Here is a 23,384-nt window from a genome sequence, read left to right as displayed (position 1 = left end):
ATATGAAATTTGTGCCAACAACTAATACCATTTGTTATGACACAATTAAAATCAATATTTAAATTTTTAATTACACCAGTTACACAGAGCCACTGGTTTATAGATTTAGTCTTTGCAATCCCAAGAGTATCTTGCGGATTATGGTTAACAGCAATGTTTGGAGCCGATAAATTTGGAATGCCCTGGACAGCCGATAGCCAGAACCTAAACTTATTTGAAGTAGCAGCCTGGTTCCCAGAAGATGTTGCTGCATACGGAAGCGTATTTGCAATTGCACCTGTATTCTTTGCGTGGATGGGAGCGTTTAGTGAAGCAGTAGGTGGCTTGTTTCTTCTTTTAGGATTAAAAACACGTATTGCATCTTTTCTAATAATGTGCACGATGCTGGTTGCCATATTTCTACAAAAATGGGACCAAGGACTTTGGAGCATGTTACCTGCATTAGGATTTTTATGGGTAGCAATATATACTCTTTTTTTAGGCTCTGGCCGTTTCGGATTAGATTATCTCATCAGTAAAAAAATAAAATAATTATTAACCAATTTCTCAAACTCTGCAGAAACAAAATCACAAAAATTATGAAAACTCTATTAAACACAATTAGTCTTTTTCTTTTAGTATTAACGCTTAATGCACAAGACACTATAAAATTAACCGACTTTGAAGATTTTAATAATACAAGTTGGACAGGAACACTAACCTATAAAGATTATCAATCTGGAAAACTATCTCATGTTGAAACGACAATGCAGGTTAAAATTGAAGGAGAAAAAATTATATATAATGTTCAATTTACCTACGAGCCTAATAAAAATAATAAGTCTTCAGTAAAGATTAAAAAGAATGGTACTTATTACGGAAATGAAAAAGTAGAGCAAAACACTTTAGAAAATGGTACAAGAACTGTTGTTACGAGCTATAAAGGAAAAGATAATGGGAAAAAAGCCACTATGTATATCACACGTCAATTTAACAATAAGATCTATAAAGAAACTAAAGAAGTACAAATTACAGGTTCTAATGAGCGTTTTGTAAGAAACACTTATGAGTTTACTAAACTTTAATATAAAACTATGAAAATAAAGATAACACTTATGCTATTACTTATCGGAATGATAGGAACAGCACAGATAAAAGGAAATAAGTCCATTGAAACAAGAAACTTTAATGTTGATGGTGTAGAACATATAAAAATTAATTTCTATGCTAAAACAACTATAGACCAAGCAGCAAAAGAAGGCATGCAAATAACAACAGACTCTAATCTTTTTGATTTAATAAATACCGAAGTTATTGATGGTGTTTTGCACTTAAATCAAAAAGAATGGATATCTCCATCACAAAAAACTGTCATTAGTATTGGTGCGCCCAACTTAAAACGAATAGAATCTGGTACACACGATACCACCAAAATAATTAATATAGATAATGAGGAACTGAGAGTTAATGCACCAATTGGCAATATAAGTATTGAGGGTAAAACCAAGGAGTTGAGATTAGGATCAGAATTGGCAACAATTGATGCTTCAAAAATTATAGCAGAAAAGGTATACGTAAATCTTTGGAGCTGGGGAAAAGTAATCGTCAACCCAACCGATTTACTTTGGGCAGATGTTTCTAATGATGGTAAACTCATTTATATAAATGAACCAAAAAAATTTGAAGCAAAAACTAAAAAAAGAGGACATATTTCTTCCTTAAATAATAGTACAAAAGTTAAAAATCCAGAAGCTATTTATATTAATTTTAAAATCAAAAACAACTCGGGTAATCGCAATCATTTTGAAGTTGTTGGACCAAAACCAGATGGTTCTAAATTTGGATACGGTTTTCCTATGATGCCAAACACATCTCGCAAAGAGAACTGGACCATTGGAACTAAAGTTTATAAGGTCAGTAGCTTAGGATTCAGAAAATTATTAATTGAGATAAAACCAGAAGATGAGAATACAACTATTAAACTTTTTGACTAGCAACCATTAAGTAAAACATCAATATATAATACCTCTGACAATTATTGTATGTTTGTCTTCTAATTTGCTGTAAACACTATTAAAGCAAGTTCATTAATCAAAATCTTAATAATGAAAAAAATTATTCTACTCCTTTTAATCACCTCACCGTTATTAAACTTCGGGCAAAAAATTAAAGTAAAAAAAGGCATCGTTACTTTCGACAAAATAGAAGTTGCTAAAGTCAATGACGACATAAGAAATATGTATAAGTTCTCTACTTTAAAAGGTGAAAAAGCCTTTGATGTCGAGTTTAAAGGTATGTCTGCTTCTAATCTTGAGGGATTTCAATGGTTAGAGTTGACCTCTGCAGAAGGAAAAAAAACAGAAGTGCCTTACGAGGTTTTAATGACATCTTTTAGTGTAACTAAACTCATCATCAAATTATTGAGTGAAAAATACGAACTTATATCAACCAAAGGTATTGACTTAGCAAAAGTTGATGCGTTTTTTGCTATAGATCGCGAAGTTTTAAGTGATAAATATGCCAAGGCAGTTGTTTCTGCCAAAGCAGACGAGGCAGAACGCCAAGCTACTGTGGGTAAATACGATCCGTTTGTTAAAGATGATGGCACTATTTTATTTGGTGGCTCAAGAGGTACTAAAATTGCAGGTCGTGTAACATATGGACAAAACTCATATTCTGTTATCGATTTAGATGGTATTACTGTTGGCACCGCTAAAGGCTGTTCTACATGTACGAGTGTTGATGCCACAACTTACACAGACGAAGAATTTCAATTTGATTATGGCTCTCGTACTATGATGACTGGCAGATTTTCAAGATCCTTTGCGCAAATATTTGTTGAAGAATTGCTAGGAAGAGGTTATCAATTGCAACGCGAAGCAAAAGCGCAGAAAGCTAAATTGCACAAAGAACGTGTTAAAGTCGCAAAGGAAAACAGTATTAATTTATATGGTGTTAATGGAGTGGTTACAGACGAAGGTGGTAAAACTTATAAAGGAACAATCTATGCTATTTTTGAAAAGCTAGAACTAAATCCAGCACAACAGCAAAGCGATTATGCAGAAATGAATTCTATTGATAAATTCGGGAAATTTGTGAGCGTAAAATATAAAAACGAAAAGAACAGAGTACGTACAAAAAAGTTTTCGGCAAAAAACAATATAAAATTCTGTGCTGATGATGAAGGTACTGAAAAGTGCTTTATGGGCATGAAAACAAAAGGTAATGCCTTAATGAAAATGTCTAATGCTTCTAACTTAGGCTTTGATAATTCATACTTCTATGAAATCATATATGAAAACAACGGACATATGGTATTATCTAAGCCAGGAGAAGAAAGTACTTATGTATTAAAGTTTTCTGACCAAAAGAATGGTTTTATGATTGATGGTAGATCTAATGATAAAATTTCAGCAAAATTAGCTAAGTTTATGAGTAACTGTAAGAGTTTAGCTGAAGATATTAAAAAAGGTGAATTTGATTTAAGTAACTTAGATAACTTAAAGCAAATTGTAGATGAGTATTGTAAAAGCTAATTTACAAATCACATAAAGTTTAAATAGAGAAGGCTTTTGCCTTCTCTATTTTTTGTTATAAATTGTTTGGCAGTAGTTAAATCGTGTTTGTCGAAATTTGTTGTAACAAACAACAAATATGAAGAGTTTAGCTAAAACTTTTAAAACCACGTATTATGAAAACTAAAGGAATCATTTTAATATTAACAGTACTTCTATTTAGCTCCTGTATAGTTAAATCACTTCAGCCTTTTTACATTAAAGACAGTCTAAGTTTTAATAAAGCTTTATTAGGAAATTGGACAGATAATAAGAAAGGACAGTGGACTGTAGAAGCTATTAAAGACAAATTTGAAGAAGACAGAAAAGAAGGAGTTGAGCTTTCTGAAGAAGATTTATTATTTTTAGACACATATAAAAAAGGCTATTACATTAAGCTTGTTAGTAAAGAAAAAGAAGCCGGATTTATTGCAATGCCTTTTCTTATAAATGAGCAGTACTTCTTAGATTTTATTCCCTTAGAAATTGAAGATGATGAGATTAATAGCTTAGCCGCTCAGCACTTATTAAAAACACATTCCGTTGCCAAACTAGATATTGAATCTGATACAAAAGTTTCATTTTCTTGGCTCAGTGAGAAACCTATTGGTCAATTATTTGATGAAAATCAAATACGTTTAAAACACGAAAAAATAGGAATTGAGGAAGACTTATTACTTACAGCGAGTTCTAAAGAATTGTATGCTTTTCTAGATAAATTTATGAAATCTAATGTTAAAAATAAATGGGGTGAAGACACTAATAAAAAAACATCATCAGATAGATTTACGTTAACAAGAACTAATGCAAAGCCTTAATATAAATACATTAATAAAAAAATCTAACTACCATAGGCCACTAATGTTTAATAGTGTACTGTGGTCGTTGGCATTTTTAATCTTACTATTCATTTTTTCAAAAGGTAAATCACCAATTACAGTAGATTATATTTACACAATTGTGTTTATTGTATTACTTGCTATACCTGTTAGTATTAATTTTTACATATATATTCCAAAGTTTTTAAAACTAGAGAAATATAAATTATACCTTGCTTGTTTTATAATCAATCTTTCGGTTTCTGCTTTATTAGGTAGCTGGCTTTTACAACCAATCTTAGACGTCCTTTTTCCTAATTACTTTTTTATATCTTATCTATCAAAACCTAACATATTTTTAGTTTTTAGCATTTTTTTAGTAGCCACAACATTATTAAAATTAGCTGAAGACTGGTTTTACTTTAACACTAATGAAAATAAAATACTTAAGCTTAAAAATCAACAAATAGAAACCCAATTATCTGCTTTAAGATCTCAAATAAATCCACACTTTCTATTTAATTCTTTAAATGTAGTTTACGCATTAGCTTTAGAAAAAAAAGAAGGTATAACAAATGCTATTGTACAGCTTTCAGACATATTGCGTTATGTTATTTACGATTCCGACACAGAACGTGTTAGTTTAAAAAATGAGATTAAATTATTACAAAACTATATTGCATTTCAAAACCATCGCATAGAAACACCCAATGCTACAGACTTTAATATTGATGTAGCAGATGAGCAATTTAAAATCTACCCAATGCTACTACTACCATTGTTAGAAAATAGCTATAAACATGGTCTAATTTCTGGTGAAACAAAAACACCTATTCGTGTTAAGGTTTATCAAAAGGGGAATCAATTTCAATTTTCTATTAGCAATGCCAACTTAAATACACAGAATAAAATTAAAGACAAGTATTCCGGTATTGGTCTTATTAACTTAAAAAACAACTTAGATTTAGTATACCCAAACCAGCATAAATTTAAAGTTGAAGAATCAAAAGATCAGTTTGAAGTAACACTTAATATAACCAATGAAGCTTAAGAAAATTACATGTTTAATTATAGACGATGAACTATCTTCTCAACGTGTGCTTCAACATTTTGTAAAAGAAACTGAAGTACTAGAGTTAAAAGCCACTTGTAATAATGCAGCTGAAGCTTTTAAATACCTACAACTTAATGCTCATATAGACGTATTATTTTTAGATATTAATATGCCTAAACAATCTGGCTTAGATTTTTACAAAACACTTAACAATCCACCAAAGGTTATTTTTACAACTGCATATCCGCAATACGCAGTTGAAGGTTTTGAAGTTAACGCTGCTGACTATTTATTAAAACCAATTGCCTACGAAAGATTCCTATCTGCTATTGGCAAGGTTCTAAATACTAACAAGAGCTCGCAAAGCGAAGATAACTTTATGGTCTTAAAGGAAAATAAAGCCTTACATAAAGTGTTTTACAAAGACATTCAATATGTTGAGGCCTTTGGAGATTACGTAAAAGTCCATACAGAAACTAAAACAATTACAACGCATAGTACATTTTCAAAATTGATAGAAAGCTTACCACATCATTTTCTTAGAACACATAAATCATTCAGTATTAATCTTAATAAGATGAATCATCTTTCTGGCAATCAAATTACAGTAGATACACATGTTATTCCTATTGGACAAACTTATAAGCAAACCGTTTTAAAAGCTTTAAATTTGTAGCATGAAGATTGAATCTATCGTTACCATAAAAAAGGAACTAAAGCATTTACCTAAAGAAGACTTACTAGAATTGTGCTTACGCTTAGGGAAATTTAAAAAAGAAAACAAAGCGCTGCTCACTTATTTATTGTTTGAAGCACATAATGAAGATGGATATATAGAAAGCGTAAAGCTATCATTAGATGAACTTTTTGAAGGCATTAACTCAGATAGTTATTTCTATATGAAAAAGACAATAAGAAAAATCCTCAGACAGATTAGAGTATACAGTCGCTACTCTTTAAAAAAAACAACAGAAGTAGAACTCCTACTCTATTTCTGCGAATGTCTTAATGAACTTAAACCATCAATACATCGCAATACCACTTTAAGTAATTTGTATGAGAGACAAATAGTATCCATTAAGAAAAAGATTAGCGTTTTACATGAAGATTTGCAATACGACTACAATTTACAGTTAGAAGAACTGCATTAATTAAGCATTATATTATATTTGCCGTCATTGCATCAATTATGATGACTAACGCATGAAAAAAGGTAAAATCTCAAATATACTTCGCCAATTAGGTCTTATATATCTCACGGATAAGCTTCGTTTTTATTTTCAAAAGTTTAAGAATTCTGGAGCAAATACTAGCTTTAAAAAGAATCATCCTACTATAAAGCTACCTCCAGATTATTTAATGTATGAGTCGTTTCGTATAAATTATGATAAGTATTATAATGGCGGCTTAAAGATGGCTATTTGGCTTTCTGAATATTTTAAAAAACACATAGAACTAAATAACAAAAATATTTTAGATTGGGGATGTGGTCCAGGCCGTGTTATTAGACACATGCCAGACATCATAGGTAATAATTGCAATTTTTTCGGAACTGATTACAATTCAAAATCAATAGATTGGTGCTCAACTAACTTATCTAAAATACAATTTAATAAAAACGAATTAGAAGCGCATTTACCTTATGATTCTGATTCTATGGATGTAATTTATGGCATCTCAATATTTACGCATCTTTCTGAGCAAATGCATTTCGATTGGTTTAAAGAATTGAATCGCATACTTAAACCTGGAGGCATTATGTTACTAACAATGCAAGGTGATAACTTTAAAGTTAAATTAACTAGCACAGAACTTAAGGAATATAACAACGGACAAATAGTTGTAAGAGGTAATGTAAAAGAAGGCCACCGCACCTACTCCGCTTTTCACCCAAAACCATTTGTAGAAACTTTATTTAACACTTCTCAAATCTTAGAGCATGTTATACAAAATTCTAATAACAAAACTTGGATTCCACAAGATTTATGGATAATTAAAAAAAAGATTTAAAGCTTATAGGTTTTGTTTCTTTGCTTTACGACTTCCTTCGTACATTTCATATTTCACTAGCCGCGCTTCAAGCTTTGCATTAAATACTTTTATTTTTCGAGATGGACGGAGTCCTACAAACTTCAAAGCTTCAAGATTAGATGTAACCAACCATGCATTGGTATTAGGATAACCATGTTTTAATGTCGTACCGATATTTCCGTAAAATTCTTCAACATTCAGATTTTCTAAACGTTCGCCATAAGGAGGATTAAAAACCATATGCAATTTATCACCTCCACTTTTTTGAGTTTTAAAAAAATCTTCGTGCTGAATATGAATAAACTCGTCTAAATGCGCATTTTTTATATTCTCCTTAGCTTTTGAAATTGCAGACGGAGATTTATCATAACCCAATATCTTATGATGAAAATCTCTTGTTTTCTTTAACAATGAGTCTTCAATCTTCTCAAATAACTCTACATCCCAATCATTCCAACGCTCAAAAGCAAATTCCTTTCGCATTAAATTTGGAGGGATATTACAAGCAATCATAGCAGCCTCCGCTAACATAGTTCCACTTCCACACATCGGATCCATAAAATCTGTTTGTCCGTCCCAACCACTCATCATAATTAATCCAGCAGCAAGTACTTCGTTAATTGGTGCTATATTGGTCGCAGTTTTATAACCACGTCTATGCAAAGACTCGCCAGAGGTATCTAACGAAATTGTACAGCGCTGGCGATCTATGTGCACATTAATTTTTAAGTCCGGAAAACGTAAATCTACATCTGGTCGCGTGCCATCGATATCTCTAAAACGATCTACAATAGCATCTTTAGTTTTTAAAGCTGTGTATTGCGAATGCGTAAATACACTATTGTGAACAGTAGCATCAACAGCGAGTGAACCTGTTGCTTTGAGATACTCTTCCCATTTCATTTTTTTTACATTCTTATAGAGGTCATCTTCTCGAGTAACTCTAAATGAATGAATAGGCTTTAGAATCTTAATAGCTGTTCGTATACCCAAATTAGCTTTATACATAAAGCCTTTGTCACCAACAAAACTAACATTACGTACACCTTTCTCCACTTCCATAGCTCCTAGTTGTGTTAGTTCTTTTGCTAAAATATCTTCGAAGCCAAATAAAGTTTTGGCTACCATTTTAAAATTATTGTCCATACATTACGTCTGAGAGATTGCAAATTTACACTATTTTTGCAGGACATTTAAGATTATGACTAAATCAAAGAAACAATGGTACGCATCGTGGTTTGATACGCCTTACTACCATATTTTATACAAAGATAGAGACTATTCTGAAGCGCAAGTTTTTATGGATAATCTTACGAGCTACCTCAACATTCCTGAAAGTGGTAAAATCTTAGATTTAGCGTGTGGTAAAGGCAGACATTCTGTATACCTCAACAAATTAAATTATAATGTTACTGGTGTTGATTTATCGGAGCAAAGTATAGCATACGCTAAACAATTTGAAAATGAGAAACTAAAATTTAAAGTCCACGATATGAGTAAACCATATCCCGAAACTTTTGATGCTGTTTTTAATTTATTTACAAGCTTTGGATATTTTGAAGACGAAAACTGTAACCTTAATACTATAAAGTCAATAAAAGAAGAGTTAAATACAGCCGGATTTGGAGTTATTGATTTTATGAATGTTAATTATATTACAGAAAATTTAGTCCCTGAGGATATTAAAGTAGTTGAAGGCATCCACTTTAATCAAAAGCGAAGTGTAAATAACGGCTATATTATAAAAGATATTAGTTTTAATGTTGACGGTGAACTTTATGAATTTCAAGAACGTGTAAGAGCGTTTACTCTGCAAGATTTTAAAGACTTATTTGAAAAGGCTGGAGTTTATTTATTAGATATTTTTGGAGATTATAAATTACGTCCATACCACTCTAAAACGTCAGAACGTTTAATTATGATTTTTAAGTAAATAGAAAATATGAACAAGTATTTACTTCCTATAATTGCTATAATAATTGGTATAGTCATCGCTTTTTTTACCAAAAAGCAAAAATCTATTTACACCAAATTATTATTATCATTTAGTGGTGCTTTTTTATTAGCTATAACCCTTTTCGATTTACTACCAGAAGTTTACATGCATTTAGAAGCTAAACAAACCGGACTGTTTATTATGTGCGGAATTCTATTGCAGATTATTCTAGAGTTTTTTTCTAAAGGTGCTGAGCATGGGCATGTTCATATTCACAAAGAAGATTCGCAGTTTCCTTGGTTACTATTTATAAGTTTATGCATTCATAGTTTCTTAGAAGGTTTCCCTATTCACGAGCACAATGCTATGGTGTATGGTGTTTTAATTCATAAAATACCAATTGCTGCATTAATTACAGCATTTTTATTACAATCTAGTTATACAAAATTACAGATCATAAGCTTCTTAATAATATTTGGTTTAATGACTCCGTTGGGTACACTTATTTCTAATACCATGCCTTTTATAGCGGATTATGTAGATATTATAAACGCTATTGTAATTGGTATATTTTTACATATTTCTACTACAATTTTGTTTGAAACTGGAGAAGGTCATAAGTTTAATTTATCAAAGCTCGTTGCCATCTGCATGGGAATTTTAATTGCTTATTTTATTTAAGATGTTTTCTAAAGAAGAAAGCCGTCAACTCAGACAAGAATTCTGGACAAGTTTTGGTAAATCATTCCCAAGGAAATGGATTTTATACGACACAAAAATTAAAGGAGTTGCTTTTAAGTTTCATTTCGATACCAAATTAGCTTTAATAGCTCTAGATTTAGAAGACGATCTAGAAAACCGAATTAACTGTTGGGAAAAGTTAGTTGCATTAAGGGGTATTCTACAAAGCGATTACTTATCAGATGTTATTTATGAAGAAGAATATTATCTAGAAAACGGAAAAGAGATCTCTCGAATCTATTTATCTCTAAAACAAAAAGTTTCTATACATAACAAAAACACTTGGCGTGAGGTGATGGAATTTTTTAATTTAAACATGACCTTATTTGAAGCATTTTTTGAAGAGTACAAGGATATTATAAATCCTTAAGACTGCAGTTTTTAAGCTTTTCTTTAAACATCATTGCAGCACTTGTATAACCACCTTCAGTACCATCAACAAAATGAATATGTTTTTCTTTTCGATCTTCTATATAACAAGACATGATAGAAGCATGTGTAATGTGAATGCCATAGATAATTTTTTTATCTTTTTCTAATTCATCTAACACAATCTTCAATTTATTGACTTGGCTGTTAGTGCCAGAAATCACAGTATTTAAAAATCCATCTAACATAATAGTATCTGATAATTGAGTTACCCGATATTTATATAATTTACCCGCATCAAAATATTTAAAATAGTAAGTGCCAATTAAAGTAACAAACCAATTACTTATAAGGTAAGTCATTTGGTGTTTTCCTATTTTGGTATACATTTCTTTCCTTATTTTATCTAAAGATGTATTGAGTTTTAATTTGAGCGTAGAAATTGGATTACGTTTTTCTAAATTGCCAAAAATTAAATCCACTTCCTTCATTATAGAGCCATAAACTTCTGCCTGTACATTTTCGTCTTTACAATCTACCAATAGACATATAACTTTTTTTTCTGTCTCATTAGGGTAAATCATATCCCACCTGCATTCCATACCTTCTAAATTAAGCATCGTATTTTCAATACTACTCAAATCAGATTCCTTAAAGCTTTTTTTAATAATACGCTCCGCATATTTTAATCCATTACCTAAGACTACTGGTGTTGTTAAATACTTATTATGTTTAAGTTTAGTTATTCTTAAGGTGATATTATTAGAATAAACTTTCTTAACCTCGAGATATCCAACCCTTAAATTAAGTTGTATTGTTTTTTTAATATGAAGACTATATGTATTTAAGGCCATGAGAACTTGCTCTAATACAGAATTAGGAATTATAAAAGTAGAACCATCTCCACCAAAAAAATAAGGTATTTTAATTTTAGTTTCCTTAGCTTTTAGTGTGTTTAAAACAGTTATAATACTGCCTGTGGCACATAAATTTACATCGTTATGAAAACCTTTAGCAACGGCACCTGTAGAGTTTTCTATATCTGTTACTACTATTGACCAATTTTCTGGAACCTTTGTAAATAAACTTTCGTTTTTTAAAAGCTCAGTAAGAGGTAAATTATTTTTAGAAATATCCCTATAAAAATCTAAGTTGTTATCCATCATTAATATATACGCAGGTGAGATTATTTTGGTTTTTAAACAGTCTAAAACAAAATCAAAAAAAGTTAAAGTGCAATTAACCAATATTCAATATAAAATTAAATATTGAATATTTTCTTAAATTTAAAAAACCAAATACTTATTAGCGATGTTAGATGAAAATAAAAAAAACGCCATAGCTTTTTACAGAATGGCTTACGAAGGTAAACCTAGAGAAGCTATAGAACAATTCACTAATAAGATTTACATACAGCATAATCCAGATGTTGCAGATGGCACTGAAGGTTTTATTGACTATTTTAATCGTATGCACACAGAATACCCAAATAAATCGATAGAATTTGTAAGATGTATTGCTGAAGGCGATTTGGTAGCTTTACATACATATCAAACTTGGCCTGGCAACGATCAATATGTAACCATGGATTTTTTTAGATTTAATACTAGAGGGAAAATTTGCGAACATTGGGATGCCATTCAACAAATACCGCTGAAATCTGCTAATGCTAATACGATGTACTAATATGAAAAACTTATTGAGACTAAGTATATTACTTACAATACTACTTCAAAATTTTAATATAAATGCACAAGATAACGACGGAGAAATAGAAACAAAAAAGTATATCTCTGAGAAGGGAGATCCGAATGGTATTGGTAAATGGTATATGGGACGCGAAATAGCATATGTTATGGGTTTTCAGGGCATAGATTGGTTAGAACGTCCCGAGCGTGAAGCAGAAGAAAACACAACTAAACTCATTGAAAACCTTTCTATTAAATCGTCTGATACTATAGCTGATATTGGTGCAGGTTCTGGTTACCATGTGTTTAAAATGGCACCTTTAGCAAAAAACGGTTTTGTATACGCTGTAGATATTCAAGAAGAAATGTTAGCAGCTCTACTCACACATCCAAAATATAAAATCAATAAAAATATTAATACGGTCTTAGGAAATGAGAAATCCGTGAATCTTCCTGAGAATTCTGTGAATAAAATATTGATGGTTGATGTTTACCATGAGTTCAACTATCCTTATGAAATGATAATGTCTATAAAAAAGGCTTTAAAGAAAAATGGTAAGGTTTATTTAATAGAATATCGAGGAGAGGATGACACAATACCTATTAAAAAAATTCATAAAATGACAGAAGCGCAAGCAGTTAAGGAAATGAAAGTTGCAGGTTTTAAACTAGATGAAAATATTGCTAATTTACCATGGCAACATTGTATGGTATTTGTTAAAGAATAAGCACAATGAAAATAACTCAACAAATTGCAAATAACCTTCATCAAGTCTATTTTGGTGGCAATTGGACAGCTTCGAATTTTAAAGACAGTCTTTCCGACGTTTCTTTAAAAATGGCAACTCATAAAGTTGGTAATTTAAATAGCATTTTAGCTTTAACCTTTCATATCCATTACTATTTAAAAGGTGCTATGGATGGATTAAAAACTAATGATTTAACCATAAAAGATAAATTTAGTTTTAATCACCCTATTCTAAACACTGATAGCGAATGGCTAGAGTTACAGAATACAATTTGGGAAGAAGCTAAAGCATTTATCTCCATAATTGAAGACCTCGAAGAGTCCTGTCTTGATACATTTTTTATAGATGAAAAATATGGAAGCTATTATAGAAACCTTGCTGGTATTATAGAACATACGCACTACCATTTAGGGCAAATAGTAACCATTAAAAAAATAATTTCTTCAACTTAAATGACACTAAGAAATATCATAAAAAAGTGACAAATGGCGCCACCTAAAACAAACAAATGCCAAATGACATGATTATATGGTATTTTTTCTATTACATAAAACACAATGCCAACCGTATAAAATAAACCACCTGCCATTAACCAAAATACACCCGAAGTACCCAAAGCGTTTGCTGCGTTTGTATAATCAATTACAATTAGCCAGCCCATAACTAAATACAATAGTGTTGAGAAAATTTCAAAACGCCCAGTAAAAAATAACTTGAGAATTACCCCGAAAACTGCAATTCCCCAAACGGTATAAAACAATTCCCAACCAAGACTATTTCTTAATAAAATCAATAATACTGGTGTATATGTGCCTGCTATAAGAAGATAGATACTAACATGATCCACAATTCTAAAATAATGTTTACACTTTTCACCTTTAACTGCATGATAAAATGCAGATGCTAAAAAAAGTATGATGATTGAAATACCATAAACTATAACACTAAATAAACTCCAAGGCTTTGTACTATCAGAATAAATTATTAATAAAACTAAACCTATAATGCCCAAAAAAGCACCAAAACCGTGGGTCCAAGAATTGAGCTGTTCTTCAAATTTAGATTGAACTCGCATCTAACTTTTAGATTTAGCCTTCGCTTTAGGTTTTGACCATTTATTCACACATGCATAAAAATCGATATCAAAAGCAGGTCTTTGGCGTTCTATACGTTGATTTTGAAATGCACGTTGCAAAATATCCTCAATCAAATAATCCTCTTCTTCATCTATAGGGCTAAATTCTTTTTTAAGAGATATATCAAATAAACTAGCCGTACTATTAAACCAAAATGCACGCCAACCACTTCTTAGTTCTTTAATAAGATCAAATGTAGTTTTACCTGTTTGTCTATGAATAAGTTTAACTAATATTTGCCCTTCTGTTTTGGTTAATTTTTTTAGTTCAGCAGAAAATTCGTCTTCAATATATTTCTGAATCACCTTAGCATACTTCTTTTTATCACGCTTTCTTTCTAAAGTTTCTAAACGCTTTTGTAACGCCTCTAAGCGCTCGGCTGCCAACTTAGCATAAGGGTACACTTTTAGTGTCTTTCTTCTTAAAATAATATAACGTATTCTAGCATCACGATCTCTAAAACTTAAATTTGGTAAAACCAATACCTCATTTAATTCTACAGATGTAACAAAAACAGAATCTCCTTCAATAATCATATACTGCTGCACCTCTGTTGAATCTTGTTTTACAGGATCTTCTTGAGCACAAACTGATACAGAAAAAAATAACGCTATGTAAGCAATGTATTTCATGGATTAGTTAAATACTAAAATCATTCCAAAGTTAATATTTAATACCACCATTAACCTTAAAATCGTATTAATATTATTATTTTTAAGAAAAAATTTTACAATGGCAAAAAAGCAATTATTAACAAAAAAGTCTATAGACTTTTTAGAAAAATATTTAAATAACGCTTCTCCTACAGGATATGAATGGGAAGGTCAAAAAATCTGGATGGACTATCTAAAACCTTATGCGGATGAGTTTATTACAGATACATATGGTACAGCAGTTGCAGTTATAAATCCAAAAGCTAAATTTAAAGTGGTTATTGAAGGGCATGCAGATGAAATCTCATGGTACGTAAATTATATTTCGGATAATGGATTGTTATACGTTATTAGAAATGGAGGTAGCGATCACCAAATAGCACCTAGTAAAATTGTAAATATTCACACAAAAAAAGGAATTATTAAAGGTGTTTTTGGATGGCCAGCTATCCACACGAGAAATCGTTCTAAAGAAGAACCACCAAAACCAGATAACATTTGTATTGATGTTGGAGCAAAAGATAAAGCTGAAGTAGAAAAAATGGGTATCCATGTAGGATGCGTAATCACCTATCCTGATGAATTCCATATTCTCAATAAAGATAAGTTTGTTTGTAGAGCATTAGATAATAGAATGGGTGGTTTTATGATTGCTGAAGTAGCACGATTACTTCATGAAAACAAAAAGAAATTACCTTTTGGATTATATGTTACTAATTCTGTGCAAGAAGAAATTGGGTTAAGAGGTGCAGAAATGATTACGCAAACCATAAAACCTAATGTTGCCATTGTAACTGACGTTACTCACGATACAACAACACCAATGATAGACCCTAAAAAACAAGGTTTAGCTAAGATTGGTGATGGTCCTGTTGTGGCATATGCACCTGCAGTTCAACAAAAACTTAGAGATTTAATTACAGATACTGCTGAAGAAAAGAAAATACCTTTTCAGCGTGCCGCATTATCTAGAGCAACAGGAACAGATACAGACGCATTTGCCTACAGTAATGGTGGTGTTGCTTCTGCACTAATTTCTTTACCATTGCGCTATATGCACACAACAGTAGAAATGGTGCATAAAAGTGATGTAGAGAATGTGATTAAATTAATTTATGAGACACTACTAAAAATAGAAGACGGAGAAACGTTTAGCTATTTTAAATAACAACTAAAGACCTGTTAAGTTTCAATTCTTAACAGGTCTATTTACTTTAATACATGCCATTAGCAAACTTAAAAGACCAATTCGCTTTCCCGGATGATATAATATATTTTAATACAGCGAGTTTTTCACCTGCTTTTAAATCAGTTGAAAATGCTGGTATAGTTGCTGTTACAAAAAAAAGTCGACCAGATTATTTTCAATCCTCTGATTTATTTGAGCCAGTTTCAGAACTTAGAAAATTATTTGCTAAAGTTATAGATGTAGAAGATTATAATCGTGTAGTTACTATTCCATCAGTATCCTATGGTATGGCAAATGTTGCAAATAATATAATTTTAAAGAAAGGAGACGAAATTTTGATAGCTGAAGAGCAATTTCCTAGTAATGTTTATATCTGGAAAACGCTGGCCGACAAATTTGAAGCAAAAATTGTAACCATACGGCAACCGCAACAAATCGAAAATTGGAATACGGAAATTCTCAAAGCCATCACAACTAAAACAGCAGTAGTTGCAATCGGTCAAATTCATTGGGCTAACGGATACATTTTCGACCTAAAAGCCATAAGAGAAAAAACATCAAAATATAATGCACTTTTAATTATAGACGGTAGTCAATCACTAGGCGCACTACCTTTTTCTGTAAAAGATATACAACCAGACGCATTAGTTTGTGCTGGTTACAAATGGCTATTTGGACCTTATGGATGTGCTTACGCCTATTACAGTGACTATTTTGATAATGGCGAACCTATAGAGCAAAATTGGTCTATACGTTTGAATAGTGAAAACCTTGCAGGACTTACAAAATATCAAAACGAATACAAGCCCTTAGCTCAAAGATATAATGCTGGTGAATGTGCAAGTTTTATTTATGTAAAAATGCAGATTGCAGCATTAACTGAAATCTTGAGAATAAACACTAACGAATTACAAGACTACTGTAACCATATTTCGTTAGATGCTTTAAATAAATTAAATAAACTAGGCTTCCATACTGATTCCTCTCAAATAAGGGCCAAGCATTTATTTGGTATAAAAATTCCAAAAACTATTGATTTAGACCATTTAAAAGCAGAAATAAGTAAAGCTAATATTAGTTTATCTTATCGTGGTGAATATATGCGAGTATCTTGCCATGTGTTTAATACAAAATCACAATTCGAAACCTTAGTTAAAACTATTACTTCTTTATAAAATTAATGGAAGAATATATAGACATCGTTACACCAAAAGGTGAACCAACAAATAAAGTTGTTCTAAAATCAGAAGCTCATAAAAACGGTTGGTACCATAACACCATCCATTTGTGGATTTATAATTTAGAAGGCGAAATCTTATTGCAACAGAGATCACATAAAAAAGCAATTCATCCTTTACTTTGGGATGTTTCAGTTGCAGGTCATATTGATGCTGGAGAAACATTTATTGAAGCCGCGTTGAGAGAAACTAAAGAAGAAATTGGTTTAGAATTAGAAGCTAGAAATTTAGACAAAATAGGAGTATTTCTGCACGAATCAACTTATGAAAATGGCACCATTCAAGATAATGAATTTCATCAAGTTTTTATCGCCAATGTTAATATAAATATAGAAGCTCTAATTCCTCAAAAGGACGAAGTAGAGGCTTTAAAATTAGTGACGTTTCATACTTTCGAAGGTTTATTAGAAAAAAGCATATCAAACAACCACTTTATAAGCACCAATGCGTCCTATTACAAATTTGTTTTAGATCGGATAAAAGAAAAAATTAACTTATGAATCTCGTACTCTTAGCAGTTGCACCAGTAATGATAATTATTCTTTACATCTATTTTCAAGATAAGTATGAAAAAGAACCCAAAGGCTTGCTGCTACTTAATTTTCTTTTTGGAGCAATACTAAGTGTATTAATCGTAATTGTACTATACACCTTTACAGGAAGTCTTATTCCTTTAACTGATAAGTACAGTATTTGGCAACAATTTATTCAGGCCTTTTTTGTAGTTGCATTAGCAGAAGAATTTAGTAAGTATGTTATCGTTAAATATTTTGCACAACCTAAGAAAGCATTTAATGAGCCTTATGATGGTATCATATATGCAGTAATGGTGTCTATGGGATTTGCTTGTACTGAGAATATAATGTACGTATTAGAAGGTGGTTATGAAACTGCCATTTTAAGGGCTTTTACAGCAGTACCTGCCCATGCAACCTTTGGTATATTAATGGGTTATTATATGGGTAAAGCTAAGTTTTCCAAAAATCGAATTAAATTAAATATTACAGGTCTTTTATTGGCTACCTTATTTCATGGAGCTTATGACTTCTTTCTATTCATTCGCTTCATTCCTGGTATTTCTATCGGAGCATTTATATCACTTGCTATCGCTATCTATTTATCTAGAAAAGCAATTAAAAAACATCAAGACGGTTCAAACTTTAAAACTTTGTGAAAGTCTTAATATAAACCTCTAAAATTTTATATTTTGCAATAGATTTGATTTAAATCATTAATACTGCAATAAATGTCATTATATGTATAAAATAAAAGTCAATAATTCTCATAGTTTCGATGTTACAAGAGAAGCTACCGAAACGCTAGATGCTATTGAAATATCTCCAAATCACTACCATATTTTACAAAATAACACTACAATAAAAGCATCTATTTTAAAATCTGAATTCAACCAAAAAACATACGAGGTTAAAGTTAATAACAATATCTATCAGGTTGACATTAACGACGCGTTAGATCAGCAAATTGAAGCATTAGGTTTCGAAATTGGTGCGTCTAAACAGATTAACGAAATTAAAGCTCCTATGCCAGGATTAATTTTAGAGATTAGCGTGAACGAAGGAGAAGAAGTTAAAGAAAATGATGCTCTAATAATTCTTGAGGCCATGAAAATGGAAAATGTAATTAATTCACCAAGAGACGGAATAATTAAATCAATAAGTGTAAAACAAGGAGAGACTGTAGATAAAAACTCACTATTAATAACGTTTGAATAATATGAAGAAGATTTTGGTCGCAAATAGAGGCGAAATTGCTATTCGTGTTATGCGTACGGCAAAAAAAATGGGAATTAAAACAGTAGCTGTTTTTTCTGAGGTAGATAGAAATGCACTCCATGTGAAATATGCAGACGAAGCGGTTTGTATTGGTCCTGCTCCATCTAATCAATCCTATTTAAAAGGAGATAAAATAATCGAGGTTGCTAAATCTCTTAATGTCGACGGTATTCATCCAGGGTATGGTTTCCTTAGTGAAAATGCTGATTTTGCTGAGTTATGCGAAGCTAACAATATTATATTCATTGGACCACGTTCTAAGGCCATTAAGGTTATGGGAAGTAAACTGGCAGCAAAGGAAACAGTTAAAGCTTACGACATTCCCATGGTACCAGGTACAGATGAAGCGATTACCGACATTCCTGAAGCTAAAAAAATTGCCAATAATATAGGTTTTCCTATTCTAATTAAAGCCTCTGCTGGAGGTGGCGGAAAAGGAATGCGTATTGTAGAAAACGAAGCTGAATTTGAGTCTCAAATGGATAGAGCCATTAGTGAAGCTACAAATGCTTTTGGTGATGGTTCAGTATTTATTGAAAAGTACGTTGCTTCACCAAGACATATAGAAATTCAAGTAATGGCAGATATGCACGGTAATTATTTGCATTTCTTTGAGCGCGAATGCTCAGTACAAAGACGTCATCAAAAAGTAGTAGAAGAAGCACCTTCTGCTGTTTTAACCCCAGAGTTAAGAGAAAAAATGGGACAAGCAGCTATTAACGTGGCTAAGTCTTGCGACTACATAAATGCAGGTACGGTTGAATTCCTATTAGATGAAAATTTAAATTTCTATTTCTTAGAAATGAATACGCGACTTCAAGTAGAACATCCCGTTTCTGAATGGATTGCTGGTGTAGATTTGGTTGAGCTTCAGATTAGAGTTGCTAGAGGGGAAAATTTGAACATTAAACAAGAGGATCTAAAAATCAATGGTCATGCGTTAGAACTTCGTGTGTATGCAGAAGATCCAATGAATGATTTTTTACCAAGTGTTGGTAATTTAGAAGTTTACCAATTGCCTGAAGGAGAAAATATACGCGTAGATAATGGTTTTGAAGAAGGCATGGATATACCAATCTATTATGATCCAATGTTGTCTAAGTTGATTACCTATGGAGATACAAGAGAGGAAGCAATTGAGTTAATGATTAAAGCAATTGATAGTTATCACGTAAAAGGTGTAGAAACCACATTACCATTTGGGCGATTTGTTTGCGAGCATGACGCCTTTAGAAGTGGAAATTTTGACACACACTTTGTAAAAAAGTACTACTCTCCTAGCCTATTATCAGAACAACATAAAATAGAAGGTGAGATTGCAGCAAAAATCGCATTGAAGCGTTATTTAGAAGATCAGAAATTATTACGATTACCTAATTAACACCTACTGTCATTCCGCACTTGATGCGGAATCCACATAAAAAACTAGATTCTGAATCAAGTTCAGAATGACAAATTAAGGAGAATATGAATTCAAAAATAAAAACACTAAACGACAAACTAGCCTTAGCCAAACTAGGAGGAGGTCAAGCCAGAATAGATAAACAACATCAAAAAAAGAAACTAACCGCAAGAGAGCGTGTTATGTATTTATTAGATGAAGGTTCGTTTGAAGAGATTGGTGCCCTAGTGACACATAGGACAAAGGATTTCGGAATGGCAAACCAGCAATTTTATGGTGATGGTGTAGTTACTGGTTATGGTACCGTTAATGGTAGATTGATTTATGTATTTGCTCAAGACTTTACCGTTTTCGGTGGTTCTTTATCAGAAACACATGCTGAAAAAATATGTAAGATTATGGATATGGCTGTGAATGTTGGAGCACCAATCATTGGATTAAATGATTCTGGTGGAGCACGGATTCAAGAAGGTGTGCGTTCATTAGGTGGTTATGCAGATATTTTCTATCGAAATGTTCAAGCATCTGGAGTGATTCCTCAGGTTTCTGCAATTATGGGACCCTGTGCTGGTGGTGCTGTGTATTCACCTGCAATGACAGATTTCACTTTAATGGTACAAGACACTAGTTATATGTTTGTAACTGGACCAAATGTTGTAAAAACAGTGACTAACGAAGAAGTTACGAGCGAGGAACTTGGTGGTGCATCTGTACACTCATCAAAATCTGGCGTTGCTCATAAAACATCTACTAATGATGTAGAATGTTTGGAAGATGTAAAACGACTTCTAAGTTATCTACCTCAAAGTAATAAAGAAAAACCTCAAGATTTAGATTTTGAACTCAAAGAAGAAATAAGAGACCTTTTAGATACAATTGTGCCAGAAAATGCTAATAAACCTTATGATATGCATCAGGTGATTGAAGGAATTATTGATGAAGATTCTTTTTATGAAATACACAAAGATTTCGCAGAAAATATTATTGTAGGTTTTGCGAGATTAGGCGGTAAATCTATTGGTATTGTTGCTAACCAACCTATGTTTTTAGCTGGTGTTTTGGACGTTAATAGTTCTACTAAAGCGGCTCGCTTTGTTCGTTTTTGCGATTGTTTTAATATTCCTTTATTGGTATTAGAAGATGTTCCAGGATTTTTACCAGGAACTGATCAAGAGTGGAATGCCATAATAACAAATGGAGCAAAATTACTATATGCATTTTCTGAAGCTACAGTGCCGCGAGTTACGGTTATTACAAGAAAAGCTTATGGCGGTGCTTATGATGTTATGAATTCAAAACACATTGGTGCAGACATGAATTTTGCGTGGCCAAATGCCGAAATTGCGGTTATGGGAGCTAAAGGTGCCGCCGAGATTATCTTTAAACGTGAAATTTCTTCAGCAGATGATAAAGAAGTCAAATGGAAAGAAAAGGAAGCCGAGTATGCTGAGCTTTTTGCTAATCCATATAGTGCAGCAGAGCGTGGTTTTGTTGATGAAGTGATTCTACCTCATAATACAAGACGAAAATTGATAAAAGCGTTTAGTATGCTTGAAAATAAAGACGTTGTAAAACCTCAGCGTAAGCATGGGAATATTCCGTTGTAATTAGAAAACTAAATAATATAAAACGGTTTGAGTGATTCCTCAAACCGTTTTTCTTTTTGAAATATATTGGTTTTAATTATAATATTACCATTAAATCATTTGTAGATTAAGATATTACTCACTTTATTATATTATAATCTTTTTTTTGAATATTTTGATTTTCTATATATGAATTCTACTACAAAACTAAATGCAATGATACCTAATGCAATAAAAACATCAATTTTATTTGTACCATAATGCTGAACAAGTAAGGCAATCATAGCAAAAAAGGATAATAGTGCACCAACAAGCGGAATACTTTTCTTACTATCTGTTTCGTTTGCTAATTTGTATCCAGCAAAATTTACGATAGCAAAAATCAATAAAAAACCAACACTACCTGCGGTAGAGATACTTTCTAATTGTAATGTATTGACCAAAACAAGTGTTAAAATTGTGGTTATTAATAAACCTATTGGTTGATTCCAAAGTTGGTTTGTAAACTGATTAGGCAATTCACCATCTTCTGCAATCTCATAACTTACTCTACTACCTCCATAAAGTGACGCGTTAATCGCAGAAAATGTAGATATTAATGCAGCTATGGTAATTATTGTAAAGCCCAATTTCCCCAACATCGGCTTTGCAGCTTCTGCCAGAACATAATCTTGCGCTGTTGAAATAGTCTTAAAATCTAAAGATCCAACTGTAATTGTTGCTATGATAACATACAAACATATTACAAAAATGACAGACCAAAAATATGCTCTTGGTATATTTTTTTTAGGGTTTTCTATATCTGGTGCTGCGTTAGCGATGAGCTCAAAACCTTCATAAGCCACAAAAATCACCATTCCTGCGGTAAGTAGCTTAAATGATGATTCCCAATTCTCAGGTGATAATTGTTCCAAATGCGGATTGCCAATCAATCCATATATACCGAATCCAACAAAAGACAATAAAATAAAAAGTTTAATAATTACTGCATAAGATTCTATTTTTCCAACAACCGTAATACTATAATAATTTATTGCTGTAGCTAGAATGACAATAGCAGATGCATATATATGTGAGTCTAGAGTTTTATCACTCGTTAGCTCAAACAAATTAGGTGCGTAAGAACCAAATGCAGAAGCATATAACGCAAGCATAATAATGTAACTTATCCACAGCAAATTATTAACACCACCACTAAAAACACCTATTCCGAAACCTTGATTAATAAATTTAACGGTTCCTCCTCTGTCTGGATATTTGAGTGATAATTTTACATAACTATAAGATGTAATTAGTGCAATTAAACCAGCAAATAAAAAAGATGCTGGTGTTCCACCTTTTGCTAAAGCAACAGCCAAACCAAGTACAGCAAATATGCCACCACCAACCATACCTCCAATTCCGATTGAAATGGCTTCCTTTAATCCTATTTTTTTATTCATTCTAGATGGTTTTAATTTAATACATC

The 23,384-nt window shown here is 31.9% G+C and carries 27 protein-coding genes; 22 read left to right on the top strand and 5 right to left on the bottom strand.

The window, feature by feature from the left end:
• Positions 1-36: 36 nt before the first annotated feature.
• From ACFWU4_RS10500 to ACFWU4_RS10460, 9 genes are all read left to right on the top strand, one after another.
• On the top strand, positions 37-531 hold the full coding sequence (locus ACFWU4_RS10500) for a DoxX family protein (RefSeq protein ID WP_411127598.1): 495 nt from the start codon (positions 37-39) through the stop codon (positions 529-531).
• 47 nt (positions 532-578) lie between these two features.
• A complete protein-coding gene (locus tag ACFWU4_RS10495; protein ID WP_411127596.1) occupies positions 579-1,064 on the top strand; it encodes a hypothetical protein in 486 nt (161 codons plus the stop codon).
• A gap of 9 nt (positions 1,065-1,073) precedes the next feature.
• A complete protein-coding gene (locus ACFWU4_RS10490) occupies positions 1,074-1,973 on the top strand; it encodes a GIN domain-containing protein (protein ID WP_411127594.1) in 900 nt (299 codons plus the stop codon).
• 111 nt (positions 1,974-2,084) lie between these two features.
• A complete protein-coding gene (locus ACFWU4_RS10485) occupies positions 2,085-3,515 on the top strand; it encodes a hypothetical protein (protein WP_411127592.1) in 1,431 nt (476 codons plus the stop codon).
• A gap of 155 nt (positions 3,516-3,670) precedes the next feature.
• Positions 3,671-4,351 carry a hypothetical protein gene (locus ACFWU4_RS10480; protein ID WP_411127590.1) on the top strand — a complete coding sequence of 227 codons (681 nt, stop codon included), beginning with the start codon at positions 3,671-3,673 and terminating at the stop codon, positions 4,349-4,351.
• Entirely contained in the window at positions 4,338-5,402 is a 1,065-nt protein-coding gene (locus ACFWU4_RS10475) for a sensor histidine kinase (protein WP_411127588.1), read from the top strand. The genes ACFWU4_RS10480 and ACFWU4_RS10475 overlap by 14 nt, the downstream gene beginning before the upstream one ends.
• Complete coding sequence (locus ACFWU4_RS10470) at positions 5,392-6,081, top strand: LytR/AlgR family response regulator transcription factor (RefSeq protein WP_411127586.1); 690 nt, start codon at positions 5,392-5,394, stop codon at positions 6,079-6,081. The genes ACFWU4_RS10475 and ACFWU4_RS10470 overlap by 11 nt, the downstream gene beginning before the upstream one ends.
• A 1-nt stretch (position 6,082) precedes the next feature.
• Entirely contained in the window at positions 6,083-6,556 is a 474-nt protein-coding gene (locus ACFWU4_RS10465; protein ID WP_411127584.1) for a hypothetical protein, read from the top strand.
• Positions 6,557-6,608: 52 nt separating this feature from the next.
• Complete coding sequence (locus tag ACFWU4_RS10460; RefSeq protein ID WP_411127582.1) at positions 6,609-7,415, top strand: class I SAM-dependent methyltransferase; 807 nt, start codon at positions 6,609-6,611, stop codon at positions 7,413-7,415.
• Between the two features lie 3 nt (positions 7,416-7,418).
• On the opposite strand, the gene ACFWU4_RS10455 is transcribed toward ACFWU4_RS10460, so the two are convergent.
• Positions 7,419-8,582: a class I SAM-dependent RNA methyltransferase gene (locus ACFWU4_RS10455; RefSeq protein ID WP_411127580.1), complete on the bottom strand. Its 1,164-nt coding sequence runs from the start codon at positions 8,580-8,582 to the stop codon at positions 7,419-7,421.
• Positions 8,583-8,637: 55 nt separating this feature from the next.
• On the opposite strand from ACFWU4_RS10455, the gene ACFWU4_RS10450 reads away from it, so the two are divergent.
• Genes ACFWU4_RS10450 through ACFWU4_RS10440 form a run of 3 tightly spaced genes read left to right on the top strand, consistent with a single transcriptional unit; the run spans position 8,638 to position 10,483 of the window.
• Entirely contained in the window at positions 8,638-9,369 is a 732-nt protein-coding gene (locus tag ACFWU4_RS10450) for an SAM-dependent methyltransferase (protein ID WP_411127578.1), read from the top strand.
• A gap of 9 nt (positions 9,370-9,378) precedes the next feature.
• The gene (locus ACFWU4_RS10445; RefSeq protein WP_411127576.1) at positions 9,379-10,053 is read left to right on the top strand and encodes a ZIP family metal transporter; all 675 of its coding nucleotides are present in this window, start codon (positions 9,379-9,381) and stop codon (positions 10,051-10,053) included.
• 1 nt (position 10,054) lies between these two features.
• Entirely contained in the window at positions 10,055-10,483 is a 429-nt protein-coding gene (locus ACFWU4_RS10440; protein WP_411127574.1) for a DUF4268 domain-containing protein, read from the top strand.
• Here ACFWU4_RS10440 and ACFWU4_RS10435 read toward each other — a convergent pair.
• A complete protein-coding gene (locus ACFWU4_RS10435; RefSeq protein ID WP_411127572.1) occupies positions 10,470-11,648 on the bottom strand; it encodes a DUF3095 domain-containing protein in 1,179 nt (392 codons plus the stop codon). The genes ACFWU4_RS10440 and ACFWU4_RS10435 overlap by 14 nt on opposite strands.
• A gap of 145 nt (positions 11,649-11,793) precedes the next feature.
• On the opposite strand from ACFWU4_RS10435, the gene ACFWU4_RS10430 reads away from it, so the two are divergent.
• Genes ACFWU4_RS10430 through ACFWU4_RS10420 form a run of 3 tightly spaced genes read left to right on the top strand, consistent with a single transcriptional unit; the run spans position 11,794 to position 13,371 of the window.
• Positions 11,794-12,168, top strand: a complete 375-nt coding sequence (locus tag ACFWU4_RS10430; protein ID WP_411127570.1) for an ester cyclase — start codon at positions 11,794-11,796, stop codon at positions 12,166-12,168.
• A 1-nt stretch (position 12,169) separates the two neighbouring features.
• Positions 12,170-12,898 (top strand): class I SAM-dependent methyltransferase, encoded by a 729-nt coding sequence (locus tag ACFWU4_RS10425; protein WP_411127568.1) that lies wholly within the window; start codon positions 12,170-12,172, stop codon positions 12,896-12,898.
• A gap of 5 nt (positions 12,899-12,903) precedes the next feature.
• The gene (locus tag ACFWU4_RS10420) at positions 12,904-13,371 is read left to right on the top strand and encodes a DUF1572 domain-containing protein (RefSeq protein ID WP_411127566.1); all 468 of its coding nucleotides are present in this window, start codon (positions 12,904-12,906) and stop codon (positions 13,369-13,371) included.
• On the opposite strand, the gene trhA is transcribed toward ACFWU4_RS10420, so the two are convergent.
• Together trhA and ACFWU4_RS10410 are read right to left on the bottom strand one after the other, a co-directional pair.
• Positions 13,368-13,994 (bottom strand): PAQR family membrane homeostasis protein TrhA, encoded by a 627-nt coding sequence (gene trhA, locus ACFWU4_RS10415; protein ID WP_411127564.1) that lies wholly within the window; start codon positions 13,992-13,994, stop codon positions 13,368-13,370. The genes ACFWU4_RS10420 and trhA overlap by 4 nt on opposite strands.
• Entirely contained in the window at positions 13,995-14,687 is a 693-nt protein-coding gene (locus ACFWU4_RS10410; protein ID WP_411127562.1) for a DUF4294 domain-containing protein, read from the bottom strand.
• A gap of 100 nt (positions 14,688-14,787) precedes the next feature.
• Here ACFWU4_RS10410 and ACFWU4_RS10405 point away from each other — a divergent pair, with 100 nt between their 5' ends.
• From ACFWU4_RS10405 to ACFWU4_RS10375, 7 genes are all read left to right on the top strand, one after another.
• Positions 14,788-15,876: a M42 family metallopeptidase gene (locus tag ACFWU4_RS10405; protein ID WP_411127560.1), complete on the top strand. Its 1,089-nt coding sequence runs from the start codon at positions 14,788-14,790 to the stop codon at positions 15,874-15,876.
• A 53-nt stretch (positions 15,877-15,929) separates the two neighbouring features.
• Complete coding sequence (locus tag ACFWU4_RS10400; RefSeq protein WP_411127558.1) at positions 15,930-17,072, top strand: aminotransferase class V-fold PLP-dependent enzyme; 1,143 nt, start codon at positions 15,930-15,932, stop codon at positions 17,070-17,072.
• 5 nt (positions 17,073-17,077) lie between these two features.
• Positions 17,078-17,635, top strand: coding sequence for an NUDIX hydrolase (locus tag ACFWU4_RS10395; protein ID WP_411127556.1), 558 nt, complete (start codon positions 17,078-17,080; stop codon positions 17,633-17,635).
• Entirely contained in the window at positions 17,632-18,309 is a 678-nt protein-coding gene (locus ACFWU4_RS10390; RefSeq protein WP_411127554.1) for a PrsW family intramembrane metalloprotease, read from the top strand. Before ACFWU4_RS10395 ends, ACFWU4_RS10390 begins: the two co-directional genes overlap by 4 nt.
• 82 nt (positions 18,310-18,391) lie before the next feature.
• Positions 18,392-18,868, top strand: coding sequence for a biotin/lipoyl-containing protein (locus tag ACFWU4_RS10385; protein ID WP_411127552.1), 477 nt, complete (start codon positions 18,392-18,394; stop codon positions 18,866-18,868).
• 1 nt (position 18,869) lies between these two features.
• The gene (accC, locus tag ACFWU4_RS10380; protein ID WP_411127550.1) at positions 18,870-20,309 is read left to right on the top strand and encodes an acetyl-CoA carboxylase biotin carboxylase subunit; all 1,440 of its coding nucleotides are present in this window, start codon (positions 18,870-18,872) and stop codon (positions 20,307-20,309) included.
• A gap of 86 nt (positions 20,310-20,395) precedes the next feature.
• A complete protein-coding gene (locus ACFWU4_RS10375; protein WP_411127548.1) occupies positions 20,396-21,937 on the top strand; it encodes an acyl-CoA carboxylase subunit beta in 1,542 nt (513 codons plus the stop codon).
• A gap of 131 nt (positions 21,938-22,068) precedes the next feature.
• Here the strand turns inward: ACFWU4_RS10375 and ACFWU4_RS10370 are convergent, their stop codons facing one another.
• Positions 22,069-23,358: an APC family permease gene (locus ACFWU4_RS10370; protein WP_411127546.1), complete on the bottom strand. Its 1,290-nt coding sequence runs from the start codon at positions 23,356-23,358 to the stop codon at positions 22,069-22,071.
• Positions 23,359-23,384: the final 26 nt, after the last annotated feature.

This window comes from Winogradskyella sp. PE311, assembly GCF_046545555.1.
Taxonomy (GTDB): Bacteria; Bacteroidota; Bacteroidia; order Flavobacteriales; family Flavobacteriaceae; genus Winogradskyella.
This window is presented reverse-complemented; position numbering and strand designations above follow the sequence as displayed.